Here is a 19,553-nt window from a genome sequence, read left to right as displayed (position 1 = left end):
CTAGGATATTTCTGGATAAAAGGCAAAAGATCTTTACCATTTGGATGATGCTAGTGTCCAATATTTGCCTAATTCAGTAGAAATAAATAATAAATTTGATTTTGATAACCGTGGTAAGGGAAATAATAGATGCCGCTAAAGGGAAGTAATATGAATATCGCTTTTTCATCGGATAATAATTATGCGCCATATCTAGCAATTAGTATATTAAGTATATTAAAAAATAATTCTTATTTTAAAATTTATTTTTATATTTTAGATTTTGGGATAGAAGATGATAATCGAAAAATTATAGAGGATATCATTTCTAAAAATGGAATGAATGTACGTTTTATAAAAGTAGATAAAGATTCATTTTCTGATTTTCCTCTTACAATAAGTTATATTTCTCCTGCGACCTATGCCAGATTAAATATAACGAAATATATCCCTAATGTGGACAAGTTAATTTATATTGATGTTGATACATTAACTAATGGCCCGTTAGATGAATTATGGAATACGGATATAGAAAATTATTCACTTGCAGCTTGTAAGGATTACTTTATAGAAATTGACCAGGTCGATTATAAACCTAAAATAGGACTGGCAGAGTATAGCTATTTTAATGCTGGAGTACTTCTTATTAACATGCAAAGATGGCGAGAGTTAAATGTATTAGAAGTGAGTTTAGAATGGTTGGCTAAGTATAAAGATATTATAGAATATCAAGACCAAGATATTTTGAATGGTATTTTTAAAGATGATGTTAAGTTTATAAACTCAAGGTTTAATTTTACTCCGGCTGAATGTGGTTATATAAAATATCTGAAAAAACGTGATATTCAATTCCCTGCTGTGATCTATCATTATCCTGGACCGGATAAGTTTTGGTCTATAAAAAGCACCCATTTAAAAGCTAATCTAGGTTATTCGTTGTTTAAACAAATTTGTAATAATTATCCTAACTTTAAAGCTAAATTTGATGAGATTGATTTCAAAACAAAAATTAAAAGGTTAATCAAGGAAATACGATATAAATTGATTTACCATATATTTTAATCAGCCGGCTATAAAACTTGTTCTTAGCTGACTTAAATTGGAGTTAGATTGACGAAAATGGCAACTTATTTTGTTGGTGATTTACAAGGCTGTTACGATGAATTACAGCTTTTATTGGAACGGGTGAATTTCGAACCGGCCCAAGACAAACTCTATTTGGTCGGAGATCTAGTGGCACGCGGTGATAAATCCCTAGAATGCTTGCGCTTGGTGAAGTCTCTTGGCGATGCGGCGCAAACGGTGTTAGGAAATCATGATTTGCATTTAATTTCCACGGCGCTTGGCATTAAGAAAGTGAAGCAACGTGATCGTGTTGATGCGATTTTTAATGCTGCGGATTTTGATGAACTGATTGACTGGTTACGCCATCAGCCATTGCTTGTACATGATCAAGAATTAAATTGTTTAATGACCCATGCAGGTATTTCTCCAGATTGGGATTTGCAGACCGCAAAATCCTGTGCTGCTGAAGTTGAGCAAATTTTACGTCAAGGTGATTTTCATTATCTGATTGAAAATATGTATTCTGAGCAGCCGGATCGTTGGTCTCCCGATTTACAAGGGTTAGATCGCCTACGTTATATTATTAATGCATTTACCCGTATGCGTTTTTGCTATCGCGATCATCGTTTGGATTTTGCTTGTAAATCCCCTGTAAAAGATGCTCCGAGCGAATTAACTCCTTGGTTTAATTTAGATAATCCGCTTTATCGACAAATTCCGATTATCTTTGGTCACTGGGCGAGTCTAGTCGATGAGCCAACGCCGCAGGGTATTTACGCTCTAGATACCGGCTGTGTGTGGGGCAATCGGCTGACCATGTTGCGTTGGCAGGATAAACAATACTTCACGCAGGCCGCGGTGAAGGACTATCGTTGAGGCCGAACATGAATTCCTTGATGTTGAATGCCAGCGCTTGTGAGCTCTTTGAAATTCCTTTTTATCAATTTGCCCAATTGAAAAAATATTGCCCTGCTGATATTCCACGTATCAAAGCCGATTACAAATCCCATTGGGAACGCTGGAAAGCCATTAATTTGGCAGTATCCCAGTTGCTTGGTGTCCCTTTTGCAAAACCACATATTGAAAGCTGGACTAATGGCTGGCAAGTGCGGGCCCATTTTTTTGCCTATTTCAAATACGAATACAACCAACATTCCGCCGCTATTTTTTCGGTATTGCTAAATCGCCGTCGCTTGCGGGTATGCTTGGATTGGCATTGTTATCGCGCCGATCGTTCGCAAATTAATCTGAATCAATACAACCAATGGTGGGATGAGTTGGATTTCAAGCGTTTTGGAGATTTTGCAGTATGGCGTGGTGATGCCGATGAATATGGCGACTTTCCAAGCTTGAGTAATTTTTCCCCTGCGTTGCCTGAATTACGCGATGCCCAAGATTATTGGTGTATCGGTCGTACGCTGGAAAAGCCGGCGTTGGCCGATGCGGATCCGGTAGCTTTTATTGTGGACACCATTCGAGCCCTCGAACCCCTTTATCAACGCGCCCATCAAATCTAAGCGTTAAACGCCCCCTTCAAAATAAAAGTTTTTGTCAAAATAGCATATAACCCATTGATTTTATTAGATATGTTTTTAAAAACCTCTTTTGGGGTATTTTTAACGGTTTTACCAATCAACGCTAACCCTTTTTACAGGCTTATGCTATCATTGCGCGCATTACAATTTTTTAACATTTTTAACATTTTTAACATTTAGCTATTTAGGAGCACTTTATGAAAAACATCGTTATCGTCGGTGGTGGTGCCGGCGGCATCGAGTTAGCAACCTTTCTTGGCGATAAGCTAGGTAAAGGCGAAAAGGCGAAGGTCACATTGGTGGATCGCAATGCCACTCATCTTTGGAAACCTCTCCTACATGAGATTGCCACCGGCGTATTAGATGATGGGGTGGATTCTTTAAGCTACCGTGCACATGGTAAAAATCACCATTTCAGTTTCGAACAGGGCTCAATTACCCGCATTAACCGCGAACAAAAATATGTCGAATTGGCACCGGTATATGGCAGTGAAGGCGATATGTTGGTGATCGCTCGTCGTATTCCATATGATTATTTGGTATTGGCAATTGGCAGCAAATCCAACGATTTCAATACCAAAGGCGTGGCAGATAATTGCATTTTCTTAGATAGCGCAGATCAAGCGCTGCGTTTTCAGGAAAAAATGTTGGAGCTATTTTTAAAATTCTCCGAAAACCGTGCCCTAGACGATATTGGTGAAGCGGAATTTAAGCAAAAGCTAGTGGACGAGCATAAAGTAAATATTGCGATTGTAGGCGGTGGTGCAACCGGTGTGGAATTGACTGCTGAGCTTTATCACGCCGCTGAGGATTTATCTTCCTACGGCTACGGCAAAATTGACAATTCTTGTCTCCAGGTGACTTTGGTGGAAGCCGGACCGCGTTTATTACCGGCCTTACCGGAGGATTTATCGGCGGCGGTATTATCCGAATTGCAGGAAATGGGAGCAGATGTGCGTTTGAATACGATGATTACGGAAGCTCAACCAAATACCTTACTCACTAAAGAAGGTGAGGAAATTAAAGCGGATCTTATCGTTTGGGCGGCAGGTGTGCGCACATCAAAAGTGACGCAACAATTTGATGGTTTGGAAATTAACCGCATCAATCAATTGGTAATTAAAGATACCTTACAAACAAGCAATGATGACAGCATTTTTGCAATTGGTGACTGTACGGCCTTAATTCAACCGAATGGCAAACCGGTACCGCCGCGTGCGCAGGCAGCCCATCAAATGGCAAAGGCCTGTGCTAAAAATATCGAGGCGATTTTTACCAATAAACCGTTAAAAGCCTTTAAATATAATGACAAAGGTACTTTGGTGTCGCTCTCAAGTTTTACTGCGTTAGGCAGTTTAACTAATAAATTTGCCAAAAATCCACTGACGGTGCAGGGCCGTTTGGCACAATTTGCATATGTTTCCTTATATCGGATGCATCAGCATGCCTTACATGGTTGCATCAAAATCGGTTTAATTATTCTGGTGGATAAAATTAATCATTATTTGAAACCGCGTTTAAAATTGCACTAATCATTGCCAGAACAAAAATAAACCCGAAAGCATTGGCTTTCGGGTTTTTTGTTATTTATCACGTTAGGCTTGGTGATGCTCGTAAGCTGCAAGAGTATTTTGCATCAGAATAGCGATGGTCATTGGCCCCACGCCACCCGGTACCGGCGTGATATAAGCGGCTTTTTCGGCGGCTGTTTCAAATTCCACATCACCTAGTAATTTGCCATCGACCCGACTAATCCCCACATCGATTACCGTTGCACCTGGTTTAATCCAATCACCCGGAATAAAACGTGGTTTGCCGACCGCGACCACTAGAATATCGGCGCGGCGAATATGGCTCTCTAAATCTTCGGTGAAACGGTGGGTTACCGTTACGGTTGAACCGGCCAATAATAACTCTAAGGCCATAGGTCGTCCGACAATATTGGAGGCACCAACGATGACCGCATGCTTGCCGTGCAAATCAATACCGGTAGTTTCCAGTAACTTCATCACTCCGTAAGGCGTGCAGGCGCGTAGTGTCGGAATGCGTTGGCAAAGTCGGCCAACATTGTAAGGGTGAAAACCATCCACATCTTTTGTTGGCTCAATGCGCTCAATCACTTGGGTGGAATCCAAGTGCGGTGGTAGCGGTAGTTGTACCAGAATGCCATCAACTGTTGGATCCGCATTTAATTTATCGATCAATCCTAAGAGTTCCCCTTGGCTTGTGCTATCGGGCAATTCATAGGATTGTGACAGCATGCCAATTTCTTCACAAGCCTTGCGCTTGGCGCCAACATAGACCTGAGAGGCTGGGTTTTCGCCGACCAAAATCACCGCAAGGCAGGGAATTCGGCATTGCTTTTCAGCTAAGTCGGTAATTTTTTGTGCTAATTCAGCCTTGATGGATTTGGCTAGTTGGGTGCCGGAAATAAGTTGCGCAGACATGGAAACTCCTGAAGTGAAGAATAAGGAAGTGGCGGTTATTTTAGCTGAGCGAAGGGATTTTTTAAAGCTTTGTGCGGTGGGTGCAAAAATAACCAATTAAATGGGATTTGCGAAAAAACCGTTGACGAATAGTCAAAGGCCTCTATAATAGCGCGCATTCGTCGGCGAGTAGCGCAGCTTGGTAGCGCAACTGGTTTGGGACCAGTGGGTCGTAGGTTCAAATCCTATCTCGCCGACCACTTCTTTTTTTCTCACCCGAATATCCATGTTTATGCGCCCTTAGCTCAGCTGGATAGAGCAACGCCCTTCTAAGGCGTGGGTCAAAGGTTCGAATCCTTTAGGGCGTGCCATTTAATTCTGTTGGTTATTCCAATATCTCATTTAGGTTGCAATTCGAATAGACAGATTTTGAATTCATTTCTAATAAAATCAATAACTTACATGCTTTTTTAGGCAAAATTCCAATTTTCACTAGGGCGTTTTCCGCCCTATTCTTATACCTGCGGTTTACCCTTCCGTTCACAAATCATAAAGCGACAGTCGTAGGCGTTATTTTCATCGGCCGGACGATATTGTTCGAAGGTGATATCCCAATCTGCCCAATGGATTTCCGGAAAAAAAGTATCGCCGTCGATTTCAGCCTGAATTTGTGTGAAATAGAGTTTATCTGCCTGCGCTAAATATTGTTTAAACAACTCACCACCACCGATAAGCATCACTTCAGGGGATTCGCTCAACTCTGCTAAGGCGTTCTCCAAGCTGCTATGCCAAATGACGCCAGGATGTTCGAAAGGGCTACGGGATAGCACGATATTGGTGCGTTTTGGTAATGGGCGACCAATGCTTGCAAAGGTTTTACGTCCCATAATCACGGGCTTACCGCTGGTGTTTTGGCGAAACCAAGCTAAATCGGCAGGCAAATGCCAAGGCATTTGGTTTTCTTTACCGATCACCCAATTGCGGGTTGCGGCAACAATCAGACTAAGCTGCATAAGGACTCCTTATAAAAAATTCCGCTTATCTTGGCGAAAAAGCCTCTTTCCCGCAAGTCTTTTTCATCATTCACTTTTTTGCGTGATTTTTGCCCCTTTTGGTGCTAATTTATGCGCTCTTTTTTCGCCACAGGTTTATTGAAATGAACAAAACGATCGTTGTTAAATTCGGCACCAGTACGCTCACTCAAGGTACACCAAAGTTGAATTCGCCACATATGATGGAAATCGTACGGCAAATTGCCCGTTTGCATCAGGAAGGCTTCCGCGTGGTGATTGTCACTTCAGGTGCGATCGCTGCCGGCCGGCATTATCTTAATCATCCTACATTGCCGCCGACCATTGCTTCCAAGCAGTTATTAGCTGCGGTGGGACAAAGTCAGTTGATTCAAGCTTGGGAAAGATTGTTTGCAATTTACGATATTCATATTGGCCAATTGCTATTAACCCGTGCCGATATTGAAGACCGCGAACGTTTTTTAAATGCCCGTGATACTTTGCATGCGTTGCTAGATAATCGAATTATTCCGGTGATCAATGAAAATGATGCGGTGGCGACGGCAGAAATAAAAGTTGGTGATAACGACAATTTATCCGCGTTGGTAGCGATTTTGGTGCAATCGGATCAACTGTATTTATTAACCGATCAGCAAGGCTTGTTTGATTCGGATCCGCGCAAAAATCCGCATGCTCAACTAATCGCCGAAGTGGCGCAAATTACGCCAGAAATTCGTCAGATTGCCGGCGGTAGCGGTACTACGCAAGGTACCGGTGGTATGGCGACCAAAGTTGCAGCAGCCGATGTCGCGACCCGTTCGGGGATTGAAACCATTATCGCACCGGGCAACCGTGCCAATGTGATCGTTGATTTAGCTTACCAAAAACCGATTGGTACGAAATTTATCGCCCATCAGGCGGATCGTTTGGAAAGCCGTAAACAATGGTTATTTGCTGCACCTTGTGTGGGTACCTTAACCGTGGATGATGGTGCAAAAAATGCTATTTTGGTGCAGCATAAATCCCTTTTACCGGCCGGTATTTTAGCGTTAGAAGGGCGTTTTTCTCGCGGCGAAGTTGTGCGTATTTTAGATCGTGAGGGCACACCATTAGCCTTAGGAATGCCACGTTACAACAGTGATGCGTTAGGCTTGATTAAGGGCAAACAATCCCATGAAATCGAAGCGCTTTTGGGCTATGAATATGGCTCGGTGGCAATGCATCGTGACGAAATGATCGTGTTATAGGATACGAAATTGAAAAAATTAGTATGCTTGGCGGCATTATGCGCCATTTTAAGTGGGCCGGTGCAGGGCGAAGGTGTCAGCATTATCTTCGGTGATGGGCCAAGTTATAGCGGTGGTCGCCAGCCCTTTAATATTAATGGTCGGGAAAAACGTTTGAATACAGCGGATTGCGGTGATTTGGACGATTGGTATTTGGACGGTTATCGGGTGGCAAGAACCTATGCCGCCTATTATCAAACCCTGTTGGCGCAACGTGTGCAATTTTGTCGTAGTCAGGGCATTGTTGGCTCACGCTTTCAAGCGCAGTGGTTGCAGGGTTTTCGTAAAGCTGGTGGACGCTTAAAGGCCAACAACAATGTGAAAGGGCACAAGACGAAGAACAAGGCGCATAAAAAAGCTCATTAACTATAACGGCATCTGAAGATGCCGTTTTTTTATGCTGACATTTTAGAAAAAAGATTGATCACCAAAATGCCGGCAATGATCAAGGCAATGCCTAGCAGACCGGCGGTGTCAATTCTTTGGTCGAAGATGAAATAGGCGACGATTGCCGTAAGCACTATCCCCACACCCGACCATACGGCATACACCAAGCCCACCGATAAGCTACGGAACACCAAGGATACCCCATAAAATGATGCCGCATATAAAACCAAGGCGCTAATTGTCGGTAGCGGTTTGCTGAAACCATCGCTGATCTTTAATAAATTGGTGGCGACAACCTCTAAGCCAATCGATAGCGCTAAAATCATCCACGGATTCAAAATTACTCCTCAAAACTCCGTCAAACGCCCCCATGAAAATCAATCTTTTTGCTAAAAATAAGGCTAAGTTATTGATTTTATTAGAGGTGTTTGAAAAACAAAACGAGCCTATTTTATAATAAACATCGGACTATCGGCTATCGGATCGCGATGAATTTCCACATCCAAATCAAACACATCCTTCAGCAACTCTTCGGTCATCACTTCATCAGGTGTGCCTTGTGCCATCACAGCACCTTTTTTCATGACGATTAAGTGATCGCAATAACGGCAGGCTTGGTTGAGATCATGCAACACTGTAATTACGGTTTTACCGTTTTGTTGCATTTGTCGCATCATGCCCATCAGTTCTGCTTGGCGGTTTAAATCCAGATAAGTGGTGGGCTCATCGAGTAGCACTAATTCAGCATCTTGCGCAAGAGTCATGGCTAAAAATACCCGTTGTTGCTGACCACCGGATAAATCAGAAACCAACTGTTCGGCGAGTTCGGCAGTTTGCGTTTGTGCCATTGCCCAAGTGACCAATTCTTCATCTTTTTGACTGAGTTTACCCCATAGATTTAAGTAAGGCGAACGCCCGTAAGCGATCAATTCTCGTACTTTAATGCCTTCAGGTACCAAGTGTTGCTGCGGAAGAAAAGCCAATTCTTGGGCATATTCTTTAGGGCTTTTTTGCCAAATGTCCTTGCCTTTATGGGTGATTGAGCCTTGCTTTGGCTTAAGCAAGCGAGCCACCGCTTTTAATGTGGTGGACTTACAGCAACCATTTGGGCCGATTAATGCAATCACTTTATTTTTCGGGAATTTTAGCGACAGATTTTTAACCACGAGTTTATCTTGATAACCTAAAGATAAATTATTGATTTCAATGCTCATTATTTAGTTCTCATCAATAAGTAGAAGAAATATGGCGCACCGATAATCGCGGTCAGAATACCTGCCGGCAGTTCCGTTGGTGGGTCAATCACCCGCGCCAAAATATCCGAAAGTTGTAATAAGAGGGCGCCAATAATCAAGGCTGCCGGTAATAGGGTGCGATGTCTGCCGCCGACTAAACGACGAGCAAGATGTGGAGCAACTAAGCCTAAAAAGGCAATCGGACCACAAATTGCCACGGCTGTAGTGGAAAGGGCGACCGCTAGCACTAAAACGCTGATTTGCACTTTATTCACGGACACACCCAAGGTAGAGGCTTTGTTTTCACCTAAACCAAGGGTGTCGAGATCACGACAGAAAATAAATGGCAAGGGTAGCAATACCACTAACCATGGCAATACCACATTTAAATAAGACCAGCTACGCCCCCACAGGCTTCCTGTGAGCCATAACATCGCCGTATTGATCTCGACCGGATTAGTGAGCATCAGATAATGACTGATGGCTGCCCACAATGCGGATAGTGCGACCCCAATGATTGCCATTTTGATAGGGCGGAAGTTAAAACCGCACACGATCCATAAAATGACAAAAGAGAGCACACCACCTAAAAAGGCAAAAATAGGCATCCAGTAAAATGCTAAGTTTGGCAAGAACATCAATACCGAAACAGCAACTAACCCAGCCGCATTGTTAATCCCTAAAATGTCGGGAGAGGCAAGTGGATTGCGCACCACACTTTGCACTAACACACCAGAAATCGCTAAGGCACCACCTAATAAAATCGCTAACACTGCACGGGGTAAGCGATATTCCATCAAGGTAAAATAGTTTTTATCGTCAGGCTGAAAGGCCGCCCAAATTTCCTCAAAGGAAAGCGTGTAAGTGCCAAGGCGAATACTCAATCCAAAGAGTAGTACCATCAGACTAAGCGTGCCGACATAAAAGCCGATAGCGCGAAAAGATACATGAGAAGCTCGCATTAGTGTCTTCCTCTGGCAAATAATACAAAGACTGGTGCACCGATTAAGGCAAGTACCGCACCGGCAGGCACTTCGCTAGGAAAGTTGACCGCGCGGGCAATGGTATCTGCAGCGAGCATTAAAATTGCACCGAGTAACATCGCCATAGGGAGCGATTTTCGCAAGTCATAACCAATCCAATAGCGGGCAAGGTGGGGCACGAGTAAGCCAATAAAGGCCACGGGACCAGCAACACTTACGCTTGAACCCACAATCAATAATGCCATGATGTTAGCGTACCAACGTAAGCGGAAAAGATTGATGCCTAGCGAACGAGCGGATTCATCGCTTAAATTGAGTAAATTTAAACGGCTGGCAAAAAACAGGCAGAAAAGTGCAGTCAAAATAAAGAACGGAAATAACGTTAATAATTCATTCCAACGGGCATGTGCAATGCCGCCCGCTAGCCAACTCATAATACCGAAGGCGTGATCTTCAGCGATAATGAGCACTAATTTCGTGAGCGCTGCACACAGTAGTGATACGGCAATCCCCGCTAAAATCACTCGGCTACGATCCCCACTGTTGTCTTTCCAACCATTGCTGATCAGCATCACAACAAACCAACTTATACCACCACCGATACTGGCAACTAAGGCAATGCTATAACCAGAAAGAATCAAGGGGCTAAACGCACTAGTAGTTACCATCGCAAGACTGGCTCCTGAGTTCACGCTGAGTAGCGTAGGCGAAGCAAGCGGATTGCGCGTAATGGTTTGTAACAACGCCCCCGCCACCGCAAGATTAGCACCTAAAATCATGCCAACTAATGCGCGCGGTAGACGTAAATCTGTTACTGTAATTTTGGCAATTTCATCGCCATCGGGGAGGAATGCTTGTAACGCTGCAAGCGGTCGAATTTCGATGGGATAATACAAAAACAGGCTTCCCCATAATAGGAAAGCCAGAATGATAAGGGGAAGTCCCCAACGGAAAGTGGACTTCATCATTATTTTTGTTTCACAAAACCTTCAATTTGTTTCGCCATAATTTTGCTCGCTTCTAAGCCGCGACCACGCGCCCACATGTCGGCGTCAACGCTGTAAACATGGTTTGCTTTTACGGCAGGAATGGCTTTCCAAAGTGGCTCGGCTTCCCATTTGCGGGCAATACTTTCATCACGATAATGGGCGATGAACAAGTATTCCGGTTTTTCCATTACTAATTGTTCAAGGTTGATTTCCACGAAAGCTTGATCGCTATTGAGTTTAGTTGGCGCAAAACCTAATGTCGTTAAGAAACTTCCCACATAGCCATTGTCATTTTGGATATTAAATTTATCTTCTCGAGAAGTACCAAATGAGGCTTTTTTGCCTTGTACACCTAGATTTTTCGCAATGTTGGCAATGTAATTATTATGTTCATTGATTTTCGCTTTCATTTCGGCGCTTTTACCCACTAAATCACCAATTTTTTGCGCGGTTTCAAGATTTTCTTGATAGCTCTCATGACGCGAATCAAACATCACCGTTGGCGCAATTTTTTTCAATTCTTCAAACACCGCTGTGTGACGGGAAGGATCGGCAATAATTAAATCGGGTTTGAGGGAAGCGATCACTTCAAGGCTAGGTTGAGAACGTGTACCAACGGATTGCCATGCGGCAATTTTTTCGCGTACTTGCGGCAAAATACGATCGACTTTGTTATCGTCAGCCACACCCACAGGGCTTACGCCGACTTGGGCTAACGCATCCACAAAAGAATATTCCAATGCCACAACACGGCTTGGGGTTTTATCAAGGGTAAATTCACCTTTCGCATCTTTTACAGTAACCGCTTGGGTTTGTAGAGCAAATGCAAGGGTAATACAGCCGATAACAGTTTTGATAAAGTGTTTCATAAAATTCTCCTGATATAAAAAGCGCAAGCATTATAACGAAAAGAGGATAATTGAGAATAGTTTTCTTTAATGTTTTCGACTGCGTATTTTAGCCAGGCTACTAACGGCAATGATAATGACTAAGGTACCTAGCCAGAAATTGCCATTTGGTGCGTTATCCCAAAATAGCCAATCGCATAACCCGGAAAAAATAACACCGGTAAAGGCAAAAGGCGTCACGACGTTAGCCGGTGCGTATTTAAAGGCGCGGGTAAGCAAAAGTTGGAAAATCAGTCCGAAGCCACCGACTAATAGCATCAAAACAAAAGCATGGGTATCGGGGAATTGCCATTGAGGAAAAAAGAATAGCGGTAAGAGTAAGGAACCGAGCAGGTGAAAATAGAACACTATATTTTGTGGTGAGTTGTGTTTATTCAGCTCCTGTAGACTAATGAATGCCATGGCAGCCAACATTGCTCCGGCAAGACCGATAAAAATGGCCGAGATAGCAATCGTGCCGTTTAGGTTGGTTAATAAAATGATTGCTACACCAATAAAACCTAACACACAGCAGGTTAACATATTTAACGGTGTTTTCTCTTTCAGAAACAACAGTAGTAGCGGCACGAAGAGGGCTGAGGTATTCATTAATAAAATGGCGATGGATACCGGTAGATTTTTTAATGAATAAAACATCAATAACATACTGCAAATCCCGGCCAGATTACGTAAAACAAGAAAATGCCATTGTTTGAGATCTACCCGGAAATCTCTTGTTTTGGCCAGAAATGGCAATAGAAATAATGTGCCAATTAAAAAACGGGCAAAGAGAATTTCGCTAGAAGGTAAACTATCGGAAGCCAATTTTACAAAAATCCCCATCAAAGCAATGCTGATATAGGCAAGGATCATGCAAAGAATGGCTTTAAGGGTATTACTGGGTGAAATCATAATATTTTCCGAAGGGCTAACCGATTAATATGACGACTAAGATAAATCCGAGATAATGGGAATAAATAAGAGAAGACGATTATTCGGTAGCCTAAAGTGGTTTCATTGAGATTTTATCCTCTTGCTGGGCGTTTTACCTCACTATTGAGGACGGTGAGTTTAGTCTATCACCACAGCGCGTTGTGTTGGAAATTAAACTTCATTATGTATATGTATGTTTTTACGGTTTTAGTTTTTTATTTTCATTAATTTTCTCAAAAAGGTCTTGACTCTAAAGTTACTTTATATTTTATCATGAGCCCAGATTTTTTTAACAAACAAGGAGAATCCAAAATGGAATTAAAAAAAATCGCTGTAGGACTTACTGCCCTTTTCGCAATGTCTTTCGCTAATGCGCATAATGTTTGGCTTGAACCGGCTTCATCACAAGGAGAGTATGTGGTGAAATTTGGTCATGAACAAACCGAAACCTATCCTCAATCCAAAATTAAGTCTATCCAAGTCTTAAATTCACAAGGTAAATTAGCCTCACTAGATTATCAATTTAAAAATGGCGAAGCATATATCACGCCTAAATCGGATTTAGTATTCGTGCATTTTGATAATGGGGTGTGGTCAAAATTACCGAGCGGTAAATATGTAGAAAAAACTAAACGTGAAGAACCTACCGCTGAATTTAGTACGAATCCGGTTAAATTTGGTAAAGCGATTTTGAAATGGGATGATGAATCTTTTAAATCCCATCAACAGGCTTACGAATTGATCCCTCAAGAAAAAGCGCAAGCCAATAAACCACTTTCTATTCTTGTGCTACATAATGGAAAACCGGTACAAGGGATTAAAGTAGGGGTGAGTGAAGATGCTCCATTTAATCTCACCGATGAAAAAGGTATCGCGCAATTTACGCCAACTAAAGGCTTTAACAAAGTGTGGGCTGAATTTCATGAAAATGTGACGAATAACGCTGATTATGATCGTCGTTCTGTGGAATATATGCTGACCTTTGATGCGCAATAAATGGATTTGGGATGAAAATATTTGCTTTTTTTACCGCGCTTTTAGCGGCTTGTTATTTCCCAAATGCTCATGCCCACGCGCTCTATGTGTTTGCCCAATATGATGGGCAAACACTCTCCGGCAAATCCTATTATTCCGATATGACACCGGCGGCTGAAACATATTTAGAGGTGTTCCGCTCCGGTGTTTCAGAACCGATTTTAAGCGGCAAAACCGATCGTCAAGGTTCATTTAGCTTGTCGGTTGCTGATGTGCCGAACACCACCTTAAAGGTGGTGGTAGAAGGTGATGAAGGACATCGCGCTTCGATAGTGGCAGCCCATACCTCAGTATCCAATCAGAGTGGGACAGATTTGATGCTGCTACGTGAAGATATTGCGCATCTAAAAGATAAGATTTATTTGCATGATATTTTAGGTGGAATCGGTTATATCGTTGGTATTGCCGGGCTTCTTGCTTTGCGTAATGCGCGTAAAATTAAACAAGGACGGATTTAATGCATTTATCTGAGGGCGTGTTACATACGCCTGTTTTATTATCCGGCGCGGCGCTTGCAATTGCTGGCATAGCGGTAGGATTGCGTCGTTTAGAATCGGAAAATTTGCCGCTTACAGCGCTGTTTGCCGCAGCATTTTTTGTGGCAGGAACTATTCATGTGCCCGTAGGAATTGGTAGCGTGCATTTAATTTTAAATGGCATGGCCGGTTTATTTCTTGGTTGGGCGGTTTTCCCGGCGTTTCTTATTGCACTGTTGTTGCAAGTTATCTTCTTCTCCTTTGGTGGATTTGCGGTATTAGGTGTGAATCTTTGCGTAATGGCAGCCCCAGCGGTGATCGTCCATTATCTTTTCCGTTCCCGTTTGCAGCCACAAATGACCTTAAAAGATCGCTTATTAGTCGGTATTGGTGCTGGCGTGATTGGTGTGGGGGGAGCCGGCGCATTAGCCTCTTTTGTGCTGATGTTGGACGGTGGTAAAAGCTATCTGGATCTCGTTTGGCTTTTACTGGTTTCTCACGTGCCGGTATTTATTTTGGATAGCATTATTAGTGTTGGTGTCATTACCTCGCTTTGTAAGATGTACCCAGCCGTACTGAATCGCACCGAGAATTTCTCTTAATGGCAATTCATCGTTTACTTCAACCGCACTTTCGGTTGATTTATCTGTTTATTTGGGGGCTAATCATCAGTGGGCTAAGCGATTTCACTTGGCTTATCCCCCTTAATTTATTTGCATTTGCAGCCTTTCTTATTTCACTTCTATTTAGCCAAAGAGCTTTTGGACCTTATCTGAAACGTTGGTTTACCTTAGTCGTTTTTATTGCTTTGATGTGGGCAACATTAACTTGGAAAGTCGGCGAAAATGGCATTGAACTCAATTTACAGGGCATAGAATTAGCAGAAAAGTTGAGCTTACGTACTCATTTATTACTGATTTCCCTATGGCTTTTTTTGTGGAATATCAACGATGCAGTGTTGGTTCAAGCGATTGGCAAACTGCCTTTACCGGAAAAATTAATTCAGCTTTTTGTACTCACCGTACGCTACATTGCGTTGCTAGGTGAATTGCGCCAAAAAATGGATATTGCTATGCGGGCGCGTGGATTTCGTCCAGGACTGAATCGCCGAACTCTATATGTGACGGCTCAAAGTGTCGCTTTATTATTAATTCATGCCCTATTGAAGGCTGAAACGGCGCAAATGGCTTTAAAATGTCGTGGCTTTCAGTTTGGTAAAAAGAGAGAAAAATAAAATGTTAGCGGTAAATAATCTTTGTATAGAACGTAATGGGCGAGCCATTATTCAGGATTTGAGTTTTACCTTAGAGGGACAAAAACGCCTGTTTGTACAGGGGGAAATTGGTTCTGGAAAAACAACTTTACTACTCGCGTTGCTAGGGTTTGTGCCTATCAGTCGAGGTGAAATTCAACTCTTTGGGCAAGTGTGTCGTGATGAAAAAGACTTCACACCTTTTCGTGGCACTATTGGTATTTGTTTTCAAAATGCCGATGATCAACTTTTTGGCCCGACAGTGTTGGATGATGTGGCATTTGGGCCATTAAACCAAAATATTCCGAGAGAACAGGCATATCATATTGCGCAGCAACAATTGGAACGACTCGGCATCACACACTTAAAAGATCGCATGGTACATACCTTATCCGGTGGTGAGAAAAATTTTACTGCGCTGGCCGGTGTATTAGCGATGCAGCCGAAAATTCTATTATTAGATGAACCAACCAATGGATTAGATCGCAAAAATACGGAAAAACTAACCTTACTCTTGCGTGAACTTTCCTTACCAATGTTGATTTCATCCCATCATCATGGGTTTATTAACGAACTCGCCACAGAAATTATCAGTTTATGACCTGTATTTCACAGCTGATCGTTGTGTATGAACTGTGGTTATAGATATTTGCAGTATCAGTTTTTCCAACAATCCATATAAGGGAAATAGAAAAATATGATAGCAACGAACAAAAGATAACCCGGCCGTCTTAATAGCGAGCAAATCAACCAATAGTTAAAAGCACTTCAATAAAATAGCCCCGCAAAACGCGGGGCTGATTTTTAGAGTTTTTGCCAAAATCAATGCTAAGTTATTGATTTTATTGTGATTGACTTATAAACCATCGAATGGTGAATATTGTTAGATGCTGCTGTTTATTTTTGCACTCTTGCTTGAATGTATTCCGGTACTTTGAACCCGACAAGAGCAACCAATACGATAGTCCAGAATAAGGTTACATACACCAAGGATGAACCAAGTCCTACTTTTTCACTAATTGCTGCAGCGATCACCGGTGATATACCGCCACCAATGGCAGCAAAATTATAGATGAAACCAATACCGGTACTCCGCATTTCAGCAGGGAAGAAAGTTGCCATATATTTTGGTACTAAACCGGCGATACCTAGGTTGGTTGCGAGTAAGAAGAAGAGTAGGGCGCCAAGGGCAAGCACATTATTTTCTGGCAAATAGAATACTGGGAAGAGGAAGAAAAGCGATAACAGTAAGCTGTATACAAAGGTTTTCTTCTCACCCAATTTATCTCCAATGAAGCCTGCGACAAGGGTTCCGATGAGAATACCGAAACCAGCCCAGAACATCAGTGATTTCACATTTTCAGCATAACCATTTTCTTTGAGGTAAAGCGGTAGTAAACCGACTACCGGCCAGTTTACGGAGAAAATGGAATAACAAACTAAGAAAATAATCAGGGTGATAGGCAATTGTTTTTTGGTAAAGAGATCGGTAAGCGGTACTTTATTTACTTTACCGGCCGCTTTCGCTTGTGCCCATTCTTCACTTTCAGGGGCATGACGACGGACGTAGAGTACTAATGCGACAGGTACCAAACCAATAAAAAAGGCGGTACGCCAACCATAAGTTTGGGCGATCCAAGGAATCAGTTGGGAGGCGAGAATATTACCAATGGAGAAGCCACTCACCAGAAAGGCACTGGCTTTGGTTCGCAAATGTTTTGGCCAGCTCTCAATGGCATAAGAGGAAGAACAAGCATATTCCCCCGCCATTCCCATACCAATGATCATACGGAAGATAAATAGCCAAATGTAACTGGTGGATAATCCGCACAGGAATGTACCGACGGAATACGTAATGATGGAAACAATCATGGCTAAACGGCGACCGTATTTATCGGCAAAGCTACCGAAAATCGCTCCGCCCAATGGGCGTGCCACGAAGGCCGCAAGCAATAATGTGGATGTTTCCGTTGTGCTCATGGCGAATTCTTTTTGAATATCCAATAGCACATAAGTGATCAGCATGTAATCGAAGCCATCAAAAACATACCCTAACCAAGCCGCAAATAACGCTTTCTTTTGCGTAGGGCTGACTTCTTTATACCATGGTAACGATGTTGCCATAACAACCTCCTTCCTTGTATTTGAGAATTTTGTGGTCCAGGTCACAGAATTTAAAATCATTGCTAATTTCTGCTTGCGTAAATAAAGATAAGACGTATGATGTCTTATGTCAATTATAGTGAATGAGAGCTGGATCACAAATTCAGAAAATAGATTTAAAAATGAAAATAGAGATGAAGAAAACAAGTAAAAAAGAAGCAAGCCTCGTTTTACAGGATAAGATTAAGTCGCTCATTATTAAGCAAAACCTAAAATCGGGTGATTTGATGCCGACAGAAAATGAGTTGATTGAGCAACTTGGGGTGAGCCGTTCCAGCTTGCGAGAAGCGATTAAATCCTTGGAAGCATTGCATATTTTGGATATCCGTCATGGCGTTGGTACCTTTGTAAGCGAATCCTCTCTGGTGCCAATGATTCGTGGATTAACCTTTCATACTCAACTGAATTTACATAATGACCATAATCAATTGATTAATATTTTAGATATTCGGGAAATTTTGGAATACGGTTTTGCCCCCATGGTGTTGGGAAAAATTAGTCGGGAACAAATTGCGATGTTGCAAAAATCCGCGGCAAATATGGAAAAAAATGCTCGTGAGCAAAAGTTTTCTCCTAAAGATGAATACCAGATTCATTTAAAGCTCTACGAACCCTTAAATAATCCGTTACTTATTCAGTATTTAGATGCATTTTGGCAAATTTATCAGCAGGTGGAAAAAGGTTTACCGCCGCCGCTGATCTCAGCTGAAAAATCGGCGATGCAGCATCGGGAATTGGTTGATGCGGTTGAAAATCATGATTTGGTGCGCATGCAACGGGCTATCCTGCAGTATTTTCAAAGTATTCGCCAACGCTTACAACAAGGAGGGCATGATGCAAATTAATGGATTAAACATAGGCCTAATTGGCTGCGGTTTTTTTGGTGCTCAATTGGCTTCGGCTTTTCATAATGCACAGGCAAATTTAATCGGCGTGATGGATATTAATCCTTCTCTGGCACAAAAATTGGCAGAGCAATACGACAGTCGGGCTTTTTTTAGTGTTGAAGAAATGTTGGCAGAAACTAAGCCGGATTTAGTGGTAATTGCCACTCCGAATTATGCCCATTATTCACCGGCTATTTTGGCACTTAATGCGGGCTGTCATGTGTTTATTGAAACACCGTTTACTCTGAGTTTTTCCCATAGCCAGCATTTACGCCGTCTGGCTGAAGAGAAAGCTAAGCATATTTTTGTTGGCCATGTAGAGCGTACCTTGCCGGGGATTTTAAAGGTCAAAAAAGTGTTGGAGCAAGGCAAGTTAGGCAATATTACCGTGGTTCGTGCAATGCGTCAGCGCTGGATTGAAAATTTGCCGAATAAAGAATGGTGGAAACTGGATGCGAATCTCACCGGTGGGGAGCTTTTTCACCTGATCCATGAGCTTGATTTATTGTGTTGGTTGGTAGGCGATATTGAGGCGGTTTTTGCCCAAGCAGCTAATCGAGCTCATCAGGATACGCCTGATAGCCGTGATGTATTGCAGTTGCTATTTCGCTTTGAAAATGGTGTGTTAGGTTCGCTTGAAATGGGTACCGCTTATCGATTACATCAATGGGGGATCCAAATTCATGGTGAAAGAGGCGTCATTGAAGTGAATTTCTTTACCTCCAGTGTCACCTTTAATTATCTTGATGGAACAACGGAACACGTTGATTTATTTGATGAATTTGAGGCTGACTTATCTTTACGGGAAAGTGCTAAAGGCACTCAGCAATATAATGTCACCCATGCACCTTGCCAACTTTGGTTAAGCCGTGCGGCCGAAATTGAAGCGCAAAGCGTTGTGGATCACTTAACGCAAGGAAAAATCAGCCCATTAAGTCTATGTTTAACTGAAGCTATTGAGGTTGCGGAAGCAGCTAAGCAATCAATGGTAACGGAAAAACAAATCTCAGTGAAAAAATAGGGAG

The 19,553-nt window shown here is 42.4% G+C and carries 22 protein-coding genes and 2 tRNA genes; 15 read left to right on the top strand and 9 right to left on the bottom strand.

The window, feature by feature from the left end:
* The first annotated feature begins 150 nt into the window (after window positions 1-150).
* From CKV74_RS01305 to CKV74_RS01290, 4 genes are all read left to right on the top strand, one after another.
* Window positions 151-1,041: a glycosyltransferase family 8 protein gene (locus tag CKV74_RS01305; RefSeq protein ID WP_039847744.1), complete on the top strand. Its 891-nt coding sequence runs from the start codon at window positions 151-153 to the stop codon at window positions 1,039-1,041.
* A gap of 57 nt (window positions 1,042-1,098) precedes the next feature.
* Complete coding sequence (gene apaH / locus CKV74_RS01300) at window positions 1,099-1,920, top strand: bis(5'-nucleosyl)-tetraphosphatase (symmetrical) ApaH (RefSeq protein WP_039847745.1); 822 nt, start codon at window positions 1,099-1,101, stop codon at window positions 1,918-1,920.
* Between the two features lie 8 nt (window positions 1,921-1,928).
* Window positions 1,929-2,561, top strand: coding sequence for an HI_0552 family protein (locus tag CKV74_RS01295; RefSeq protein ID WP_007241573.1), 633 nt, complete (start codon window positions 1,929-1,931; stop codon window positions 2,559-2,561).
* A 215-nt stretch (window positions 2,562-2,776) separates the two neighbouring features.
* On the top strand, window positions 2,777-4,111 hold the full coding sequence (locus CKV74_RS01290; RefSeq protein ID WP_007241664.1) for an NAD(P)/FAD-dependent oxidoreductase: 1,335 nt from the start codon (window positions 2,777-2,779) through the stop codon (window positions 4,109-4,111).
* Between the two features lie 63 nt (window positions 4,112-4,174).
* Here the strand turns inward: CKV74_RS01290 and folD are convergent, their stop codons facing one another.
* Window positions 4,175-5,026 (bottom strand): bifunctional methylenetetrahydrofolate dehydrogenase/methenyltetrahydrofolate cyclohydrolase FolD, encoded by an 852-nt coding sequence (gene folD / locus CKV74_RS01285; protein ID WP_007241753.1) that lies wholly within the window; start codon window positions 5,024-5,026, stop codon window positions 4,175-4,177.
* Between the two features lie 162 nt (window positions 5,027-5,188).
* Here folD and CKV74_RS01280 point away from each other — a divergent pair.
* A tRNA-Pro gene (locus CKV74_RS01280) sits at window positions 5,189-5,265 on the top strand.
* A 34-nt stretch (window positions 5,266-5,299) separates the two neighbouring features.
* Window positions 5,300-5,376: transfer RNA gene (locus CKV74_RS01275), tRNA-Arg, on the top strand.
* 144 nt (window positions 5,377-5,520) lie between these two features.
* Here CKV74_RS01275 and folA read toward each other — a convergent pair.
* Window positions 5,521-6,018 (bottom strand): type 3 dihydrofolate reductase, encoded by a 498-nt coding sequence (gene folA / locus CKV74_RS01270; RefSeq protein ID WP_007241837.1) that lies wholly within the window; start codon window positions 6,016-6,018, stop codon window positions 5,521-5,523.
* Between the two features lie 143 nt (window positions 6,019-6,161).
* Here folA and proB point away from each other — a divergent pair, with 143 nt between their 5' ends.
* Together proB and CKV74_RS01260 are read left to right on the top strand one after the other, a co-directional pair.
* Window positions 6,162-7,262 (top strand): glutamate 5-kinase, encoded by a 1,101-nt coding sequence (proB, locus tag CKV74_RS01265; protein WP_039847721.1) that lies wholly within the window; start codon window positions 6,162-6,164, stop codon window positions 7,260-7,262.
* Window positions 7,263-7,271: 9 nt separating this feature from the next.
* Entirely contained in the window at window positions 7,272-7,667 is a 396-nt protein-coding gene (locus tag CKV74_RS01260; protein WP_007241803.1) for a hypothetical protein, read from the top strand.
* A 29-nt stretch (window positions 7,668-7,696) separates the two neighbouring features.
* Here CKV74_RS01260 and CKV74_RS01255 read toward each other — a convergent pair whose 3' ends face one another.
* The 6 genes from CKV74_RS01255 to CKV74_RS01230 form a co-directional block, all read right to left on the bottom strand.
* Window positions 7,697-8,026, bottom strand: coding sequence for a DMT family transporter (locus tag CKV74_RS01255; RefSeq protein ID WP_007241527.1), 330 nt, complete (start codon window positions 8,024-8,026; stop codon window positions 7,697-7,699).
* A gap of 108 nt (window positions 8,027-8,134) precedes the next feature.
* Window positions 8,135-8,902: a Fe(3+) dicitrate ABC transporter ATP-binding protein FecE gene (gene fecE / locus CKV74_RS01250; RefSeq protein ID WP_007241656.1), complete on the bottom strand. Its 768-nt coding sequence runs from the start codon at window positions 8,900-8,902 to the stop codon at window positions 8,135-8,137.
* On the bottom strand, window positions 8,902-9,885 hold the full coding sequence (fecD, locus tag CKV74_RS01245) for a Fe(3+) dicitrate ABC transporter permease subunit FecD (RefSeq protein WP_007241733.1): 984 nt from the start codon (window positions 9,883-9,885) through the stop codon (window positions 8,902-8,904). Before fecD ends, fecE begins: the two co-directional genes overlap by 1 nt.
* Complete coding sequence (gene fecC / locus CKV74_RS01240) at window positions 9,885-10,874, bottom strand: iron-dicitrate ABC transporter permease FecC (protein WP_039847722.1); 990 nt, start codon at window positions 10,872-10,874, stop codon at window positions 9,885-9,887. The genes fecD and fecC overlap by 1 nt, the downstream gene beginning before the upstream one ends.
* The gene (locus CKV74_RS01235) at window positions 10,874-11,764 is read right to left on the bottom strand and encodes a Fe(3+) dicitrate ABC transporter substrate-binding protein (protein WP_007241644.1); all 891 of its coding nucleotides are present in this window, start codon (window positions 11,762-11,764) and stop codon (window positions 10,874-10,876) included. Before CKV74_RS01235 ends, fecC begins: the two co-directional genes overlap by 1 nt.
* A 66-nt stretch (window positions 11,765-11,830) precedes the next feature.
* On the bottom strand, window positions 11,831-12,694 hold the full coding sequence (locus CKV74_RS01230; RefSeq protein ID WP_007241812.1) for a DMT family transporter: 864 nt from the start codon (window positions 12,692-12,694) through the stop codon (window positions 11,831-11,833).
* Between the two features lie 333 nt (window positions 12,695-13,027).
* Between CKV74_RS01230 and CKV74_RS01225 the strand changes: the two genes are divergently transcribed.
* The 5 genes from CKV74_RS01225 to CKV74_RS01205 are packed head-to-tail and all read left to right on the top strand — an operon-like array spanning window position 13,028 to window position 16,079.
* Window positions 13,028-13,711 carry a DUF4198 domain-containing protein gene (locus CKV74_RS01225; protein ID WP_095176637.1) on the top strand — a complete coding sequence of 228 codons (684 nt, stop codon included), beginning with the start codon at window positions 13,028-13,030 and terminating at the stop codon, window positions 13,709-13,711.
* Window positions 13,712-13,722: 11 nt separating this feature from the next.
* Window positions 13,723-14,208: an HI_1622 family ECF transport-associated protein gene (locus tag CKV74_RS01220; protein WP_007241606.1), complete on the top strand. Its 486-nt coding sequence runs from the start codon at window positions 13,723-13,725 to the stop codon at window positions 14,206-14,208.
* The gene (cbiM, locus tag CKV74_RS01215; RefSeq protein WP_007241715.1) at window positions 14,208-14,828 is read left to right on the top strand and encodes a cobalt transporter CbiM; all 621 of its coding nucleotides are present in this window, start codon (window positions 14,208-14,210) and stop codon (window positions 14,826-14,828) included. The genes CKV74_RS01220 and cbiM overlap by 1 nt, the downstream gene beginning before the upstream one ends.
* A complete protein-coding gene (locus CKV74_RS01210; protein ID WP_095176636.1) occupies window positions 14,828-15,460 on the top strand; it encodes an energy-coupling factor transporter transmembrane component T family protein in 633 nt (210 codons plus the stop codon). Before cbiM ends, CKV74_RS01210 begins: the two co-directional genes overlap by 1 nt.
* A gap of 1 nt (window position 15,461) precedes the next feature.
* A complete protein-coding gene (locus tag CKV74_RS01205) occupies window positions 15,462-16,079 on the top strand; it encodes an energy-coupling factor ABC transporter ATP-binding protein (RefSeq protein ID WP_007241688.1) in 618 nt (205 codons plus the stop codon).
* 296 nt (window positions 16,080-16,375) lie between these two features.
* On the opposite strand, the gene CKV74_RS01200 is transcribed toward CKV74_RS01205, so the two are convergent.
* Window positions 16,376-17,602 carry an MFS transporter gene (locus CKV74_RS01200; protein WP_007241632.1) on the bottom strand — a complete coding sequence of 409 codons (1,227 nt, stop codon included), beginning with the start codon at window positions 17,600-17,602 and terminating at the stop codon, window positions 16,376-16,378.
* A gap of 173 nt (window positions 17,603-17,775) precedes the next feature.
* On the opposite strand from CKV74_RS01200, the gene CKV74_RS01195 reads away from it, so the two are divergent.
* Window positions 17,776-18,486 (top strand): FadR/GntR family transcriptional regulator, encoded by a 711-nt coding sequence (locus tag CKV74_RS01195; RefSeq protein WP_007241497.1) that lies wholly within the window; start codon window positions 17,776-17,778, stop codon window positions 18,484-18,486.
* On the top strand, window positions 18,476-19,549 hold the full coding sequence (locus tag CKV74_RS01190; protein ID WP_007241796.1) for a Gfo/Idh/MocA family protein: 1,074 nt from the start codon (window positions 18,476-18,478) through the stop codon (window positions 19,547-19,549). Before CKV74_RS01195 ends, CKV74_RS01190 begins: the two co-directional genes overlap by 11 nt.
* Window positions 19,550-19,553: the final 4 nt, after the last annotated feature.

Origin of the sequence: Haemophilus pittmaniae (assembly GCF_900186995.1) — a bacterium.
GTDB lineage: Bacteria > Pseudomonadota > Gammaproteobacteria > Enterobacterales > Pasteurellaceae > Haemophilus_D > Haemophilus_D pittmaniae.
The sequence above is the reverse complement of the archived record's forward strand: the minus strand, read 5'-3'. Positions and strand labels throughout refer to the sequence as shown.

Excerpts from the sequence above, each read along its gene's own strand:
- fecD (WP_007241733.1), bottom strand. The coding sequence starts at position 9,885 with ATGCGAGCTTCTCATGTATCTTTTCGCGCTATCGGCTTTTATGTCGGC.
- CKV74_RS01295 (WP_007241573.1), top strand. The coding sequence starts at position 1,929 with ATGAATTCCTTGATGTTGAATGCCAGCGCTTGTGAGCTCTTTGAAATT.
- apaH (WP_039847745.1), top strand. The coding sequence starts at position 1,099 with ATGGCAACTTATTTTGTTGGTGATTTACAAGGCTGTTACGATGAATTA.
- proB (WP_039847721.1), top strand. The coding sequence starts at position 6,162 with ATGAACAAAACGATCGTTGTTAAATTCGGCACCAGTACGCTCACTCAA.
- folA (WP_007241837.1), bottom strand. The coding sequence starts at position 6,018 with ATGCAGCTTAGTCTGATTGTTGCCGCAACCCGCAATTGGGTGATCGGT.
- CKV74_RS01235 (WP_007241644.1), bottom strand. The coding sequence starts at position 11,764 with ATGAAACACTTTATCAAAACTGTTATCGGCTGTATTACCCTTGCATTT.
- CKV74_RS01305 (WP_039847744.1), top strand. The coding sequence starts at position 151 with ATGAATATCGCTTTTTCATCGGATAATAATTATGCGCCATATCTAGCA.
- cbiM (WP_007241715.1), top strand. The coding sequence starts at position 14,208 with ATGCATTTATCTGAGGGCGTGTTACATACGCCTGTTTTATTATCCGGC.
- folD (WP_007241753.1), bottom strand. The coding sequence starts at position 5,026 with ATGTCTGCGCAACTTATTTCCGGCACCCAACTAGCCAAATCCATCAAG.
- fecE (WP_007241656.1), bottom strand. The coding sequence starts at position 8,902 with ATGAGCATTGAAATCAATAATTTATCTTTAGGTTATCAAGATAAACTC.
- fecC (WP_039847722.1), bottom strand. The coding sequence starts at position 10,874 with ATGATGAAGTCCACTTTCCGTTGGGGACTTCCCCTTATCATTCTGGCT.
- CKV74_RS01220 (WP_007241606.1), top strand. The coding sequence starts at position 13,723 with ATGAAAATATTTGCTTTTTTTACCGCGCTTTTAGCGGCTTGTTATTTC.
- CKV74_RS01195 (WP_007241497.1), top strand. The coding sequence starts at position 17,776 with ATGAAGAAAACAAGTAAAAAAGAAGCAAGCCTCGTTTTACAGGATAAG.
- CKV74_RS01190 (WP_007241796.1), top strand. The coding sequence starts at position 18,476 with ATGCAAATTAATGGATTAAACATAGGCCTAATTGGCTGCGGTTTTTTT.
- CKV74_RS01210 (WP_095176636.1), top strand. The coding sequence starts at position 14,828 with ATGGCAATTCATCGTTTACTTCAACCGCACTTTCGGTTGATTTATCTG.
- CKV74_RS01230 (WP_007241812.1), bottom strand. The coding sequence starts at position 12,694 with ATGATTTCACCCAGTAATACCCTTAAAGCCATTCTTTGCATGATCCTT.
- CKV74_RS01290 (WP_007241664.1), top strand. The coding sequence starts at position 2,777 with ATGAAAAACATCGTTATCGTCGGTGGTGGTGCCGGCGGCATCGAGTTA.
- CKV74_RS01205 (WP_007241688.1), top strand. The coding sequence starts at position 15,462 with ATGTTAGCGGTAAATAATCTTTGTATAGAACGTAATGGGCGAGCCATT.
- CKV74_RS01225 (WP_095176637.1), top strand. The coding sequence starts at position 13,028 with ATGGAATTAAAAAAAATCGCTGTAGGACTTACTGCCCTTTTCGCAATG.
- CKV74_RS01200 (WP_007241632.1), bottom strand. The coding sequence starts at position 17,602 with ATGGCAACATCGTTACCATGGTATAAAGAAGTCAGCCCTACGCAAAAG.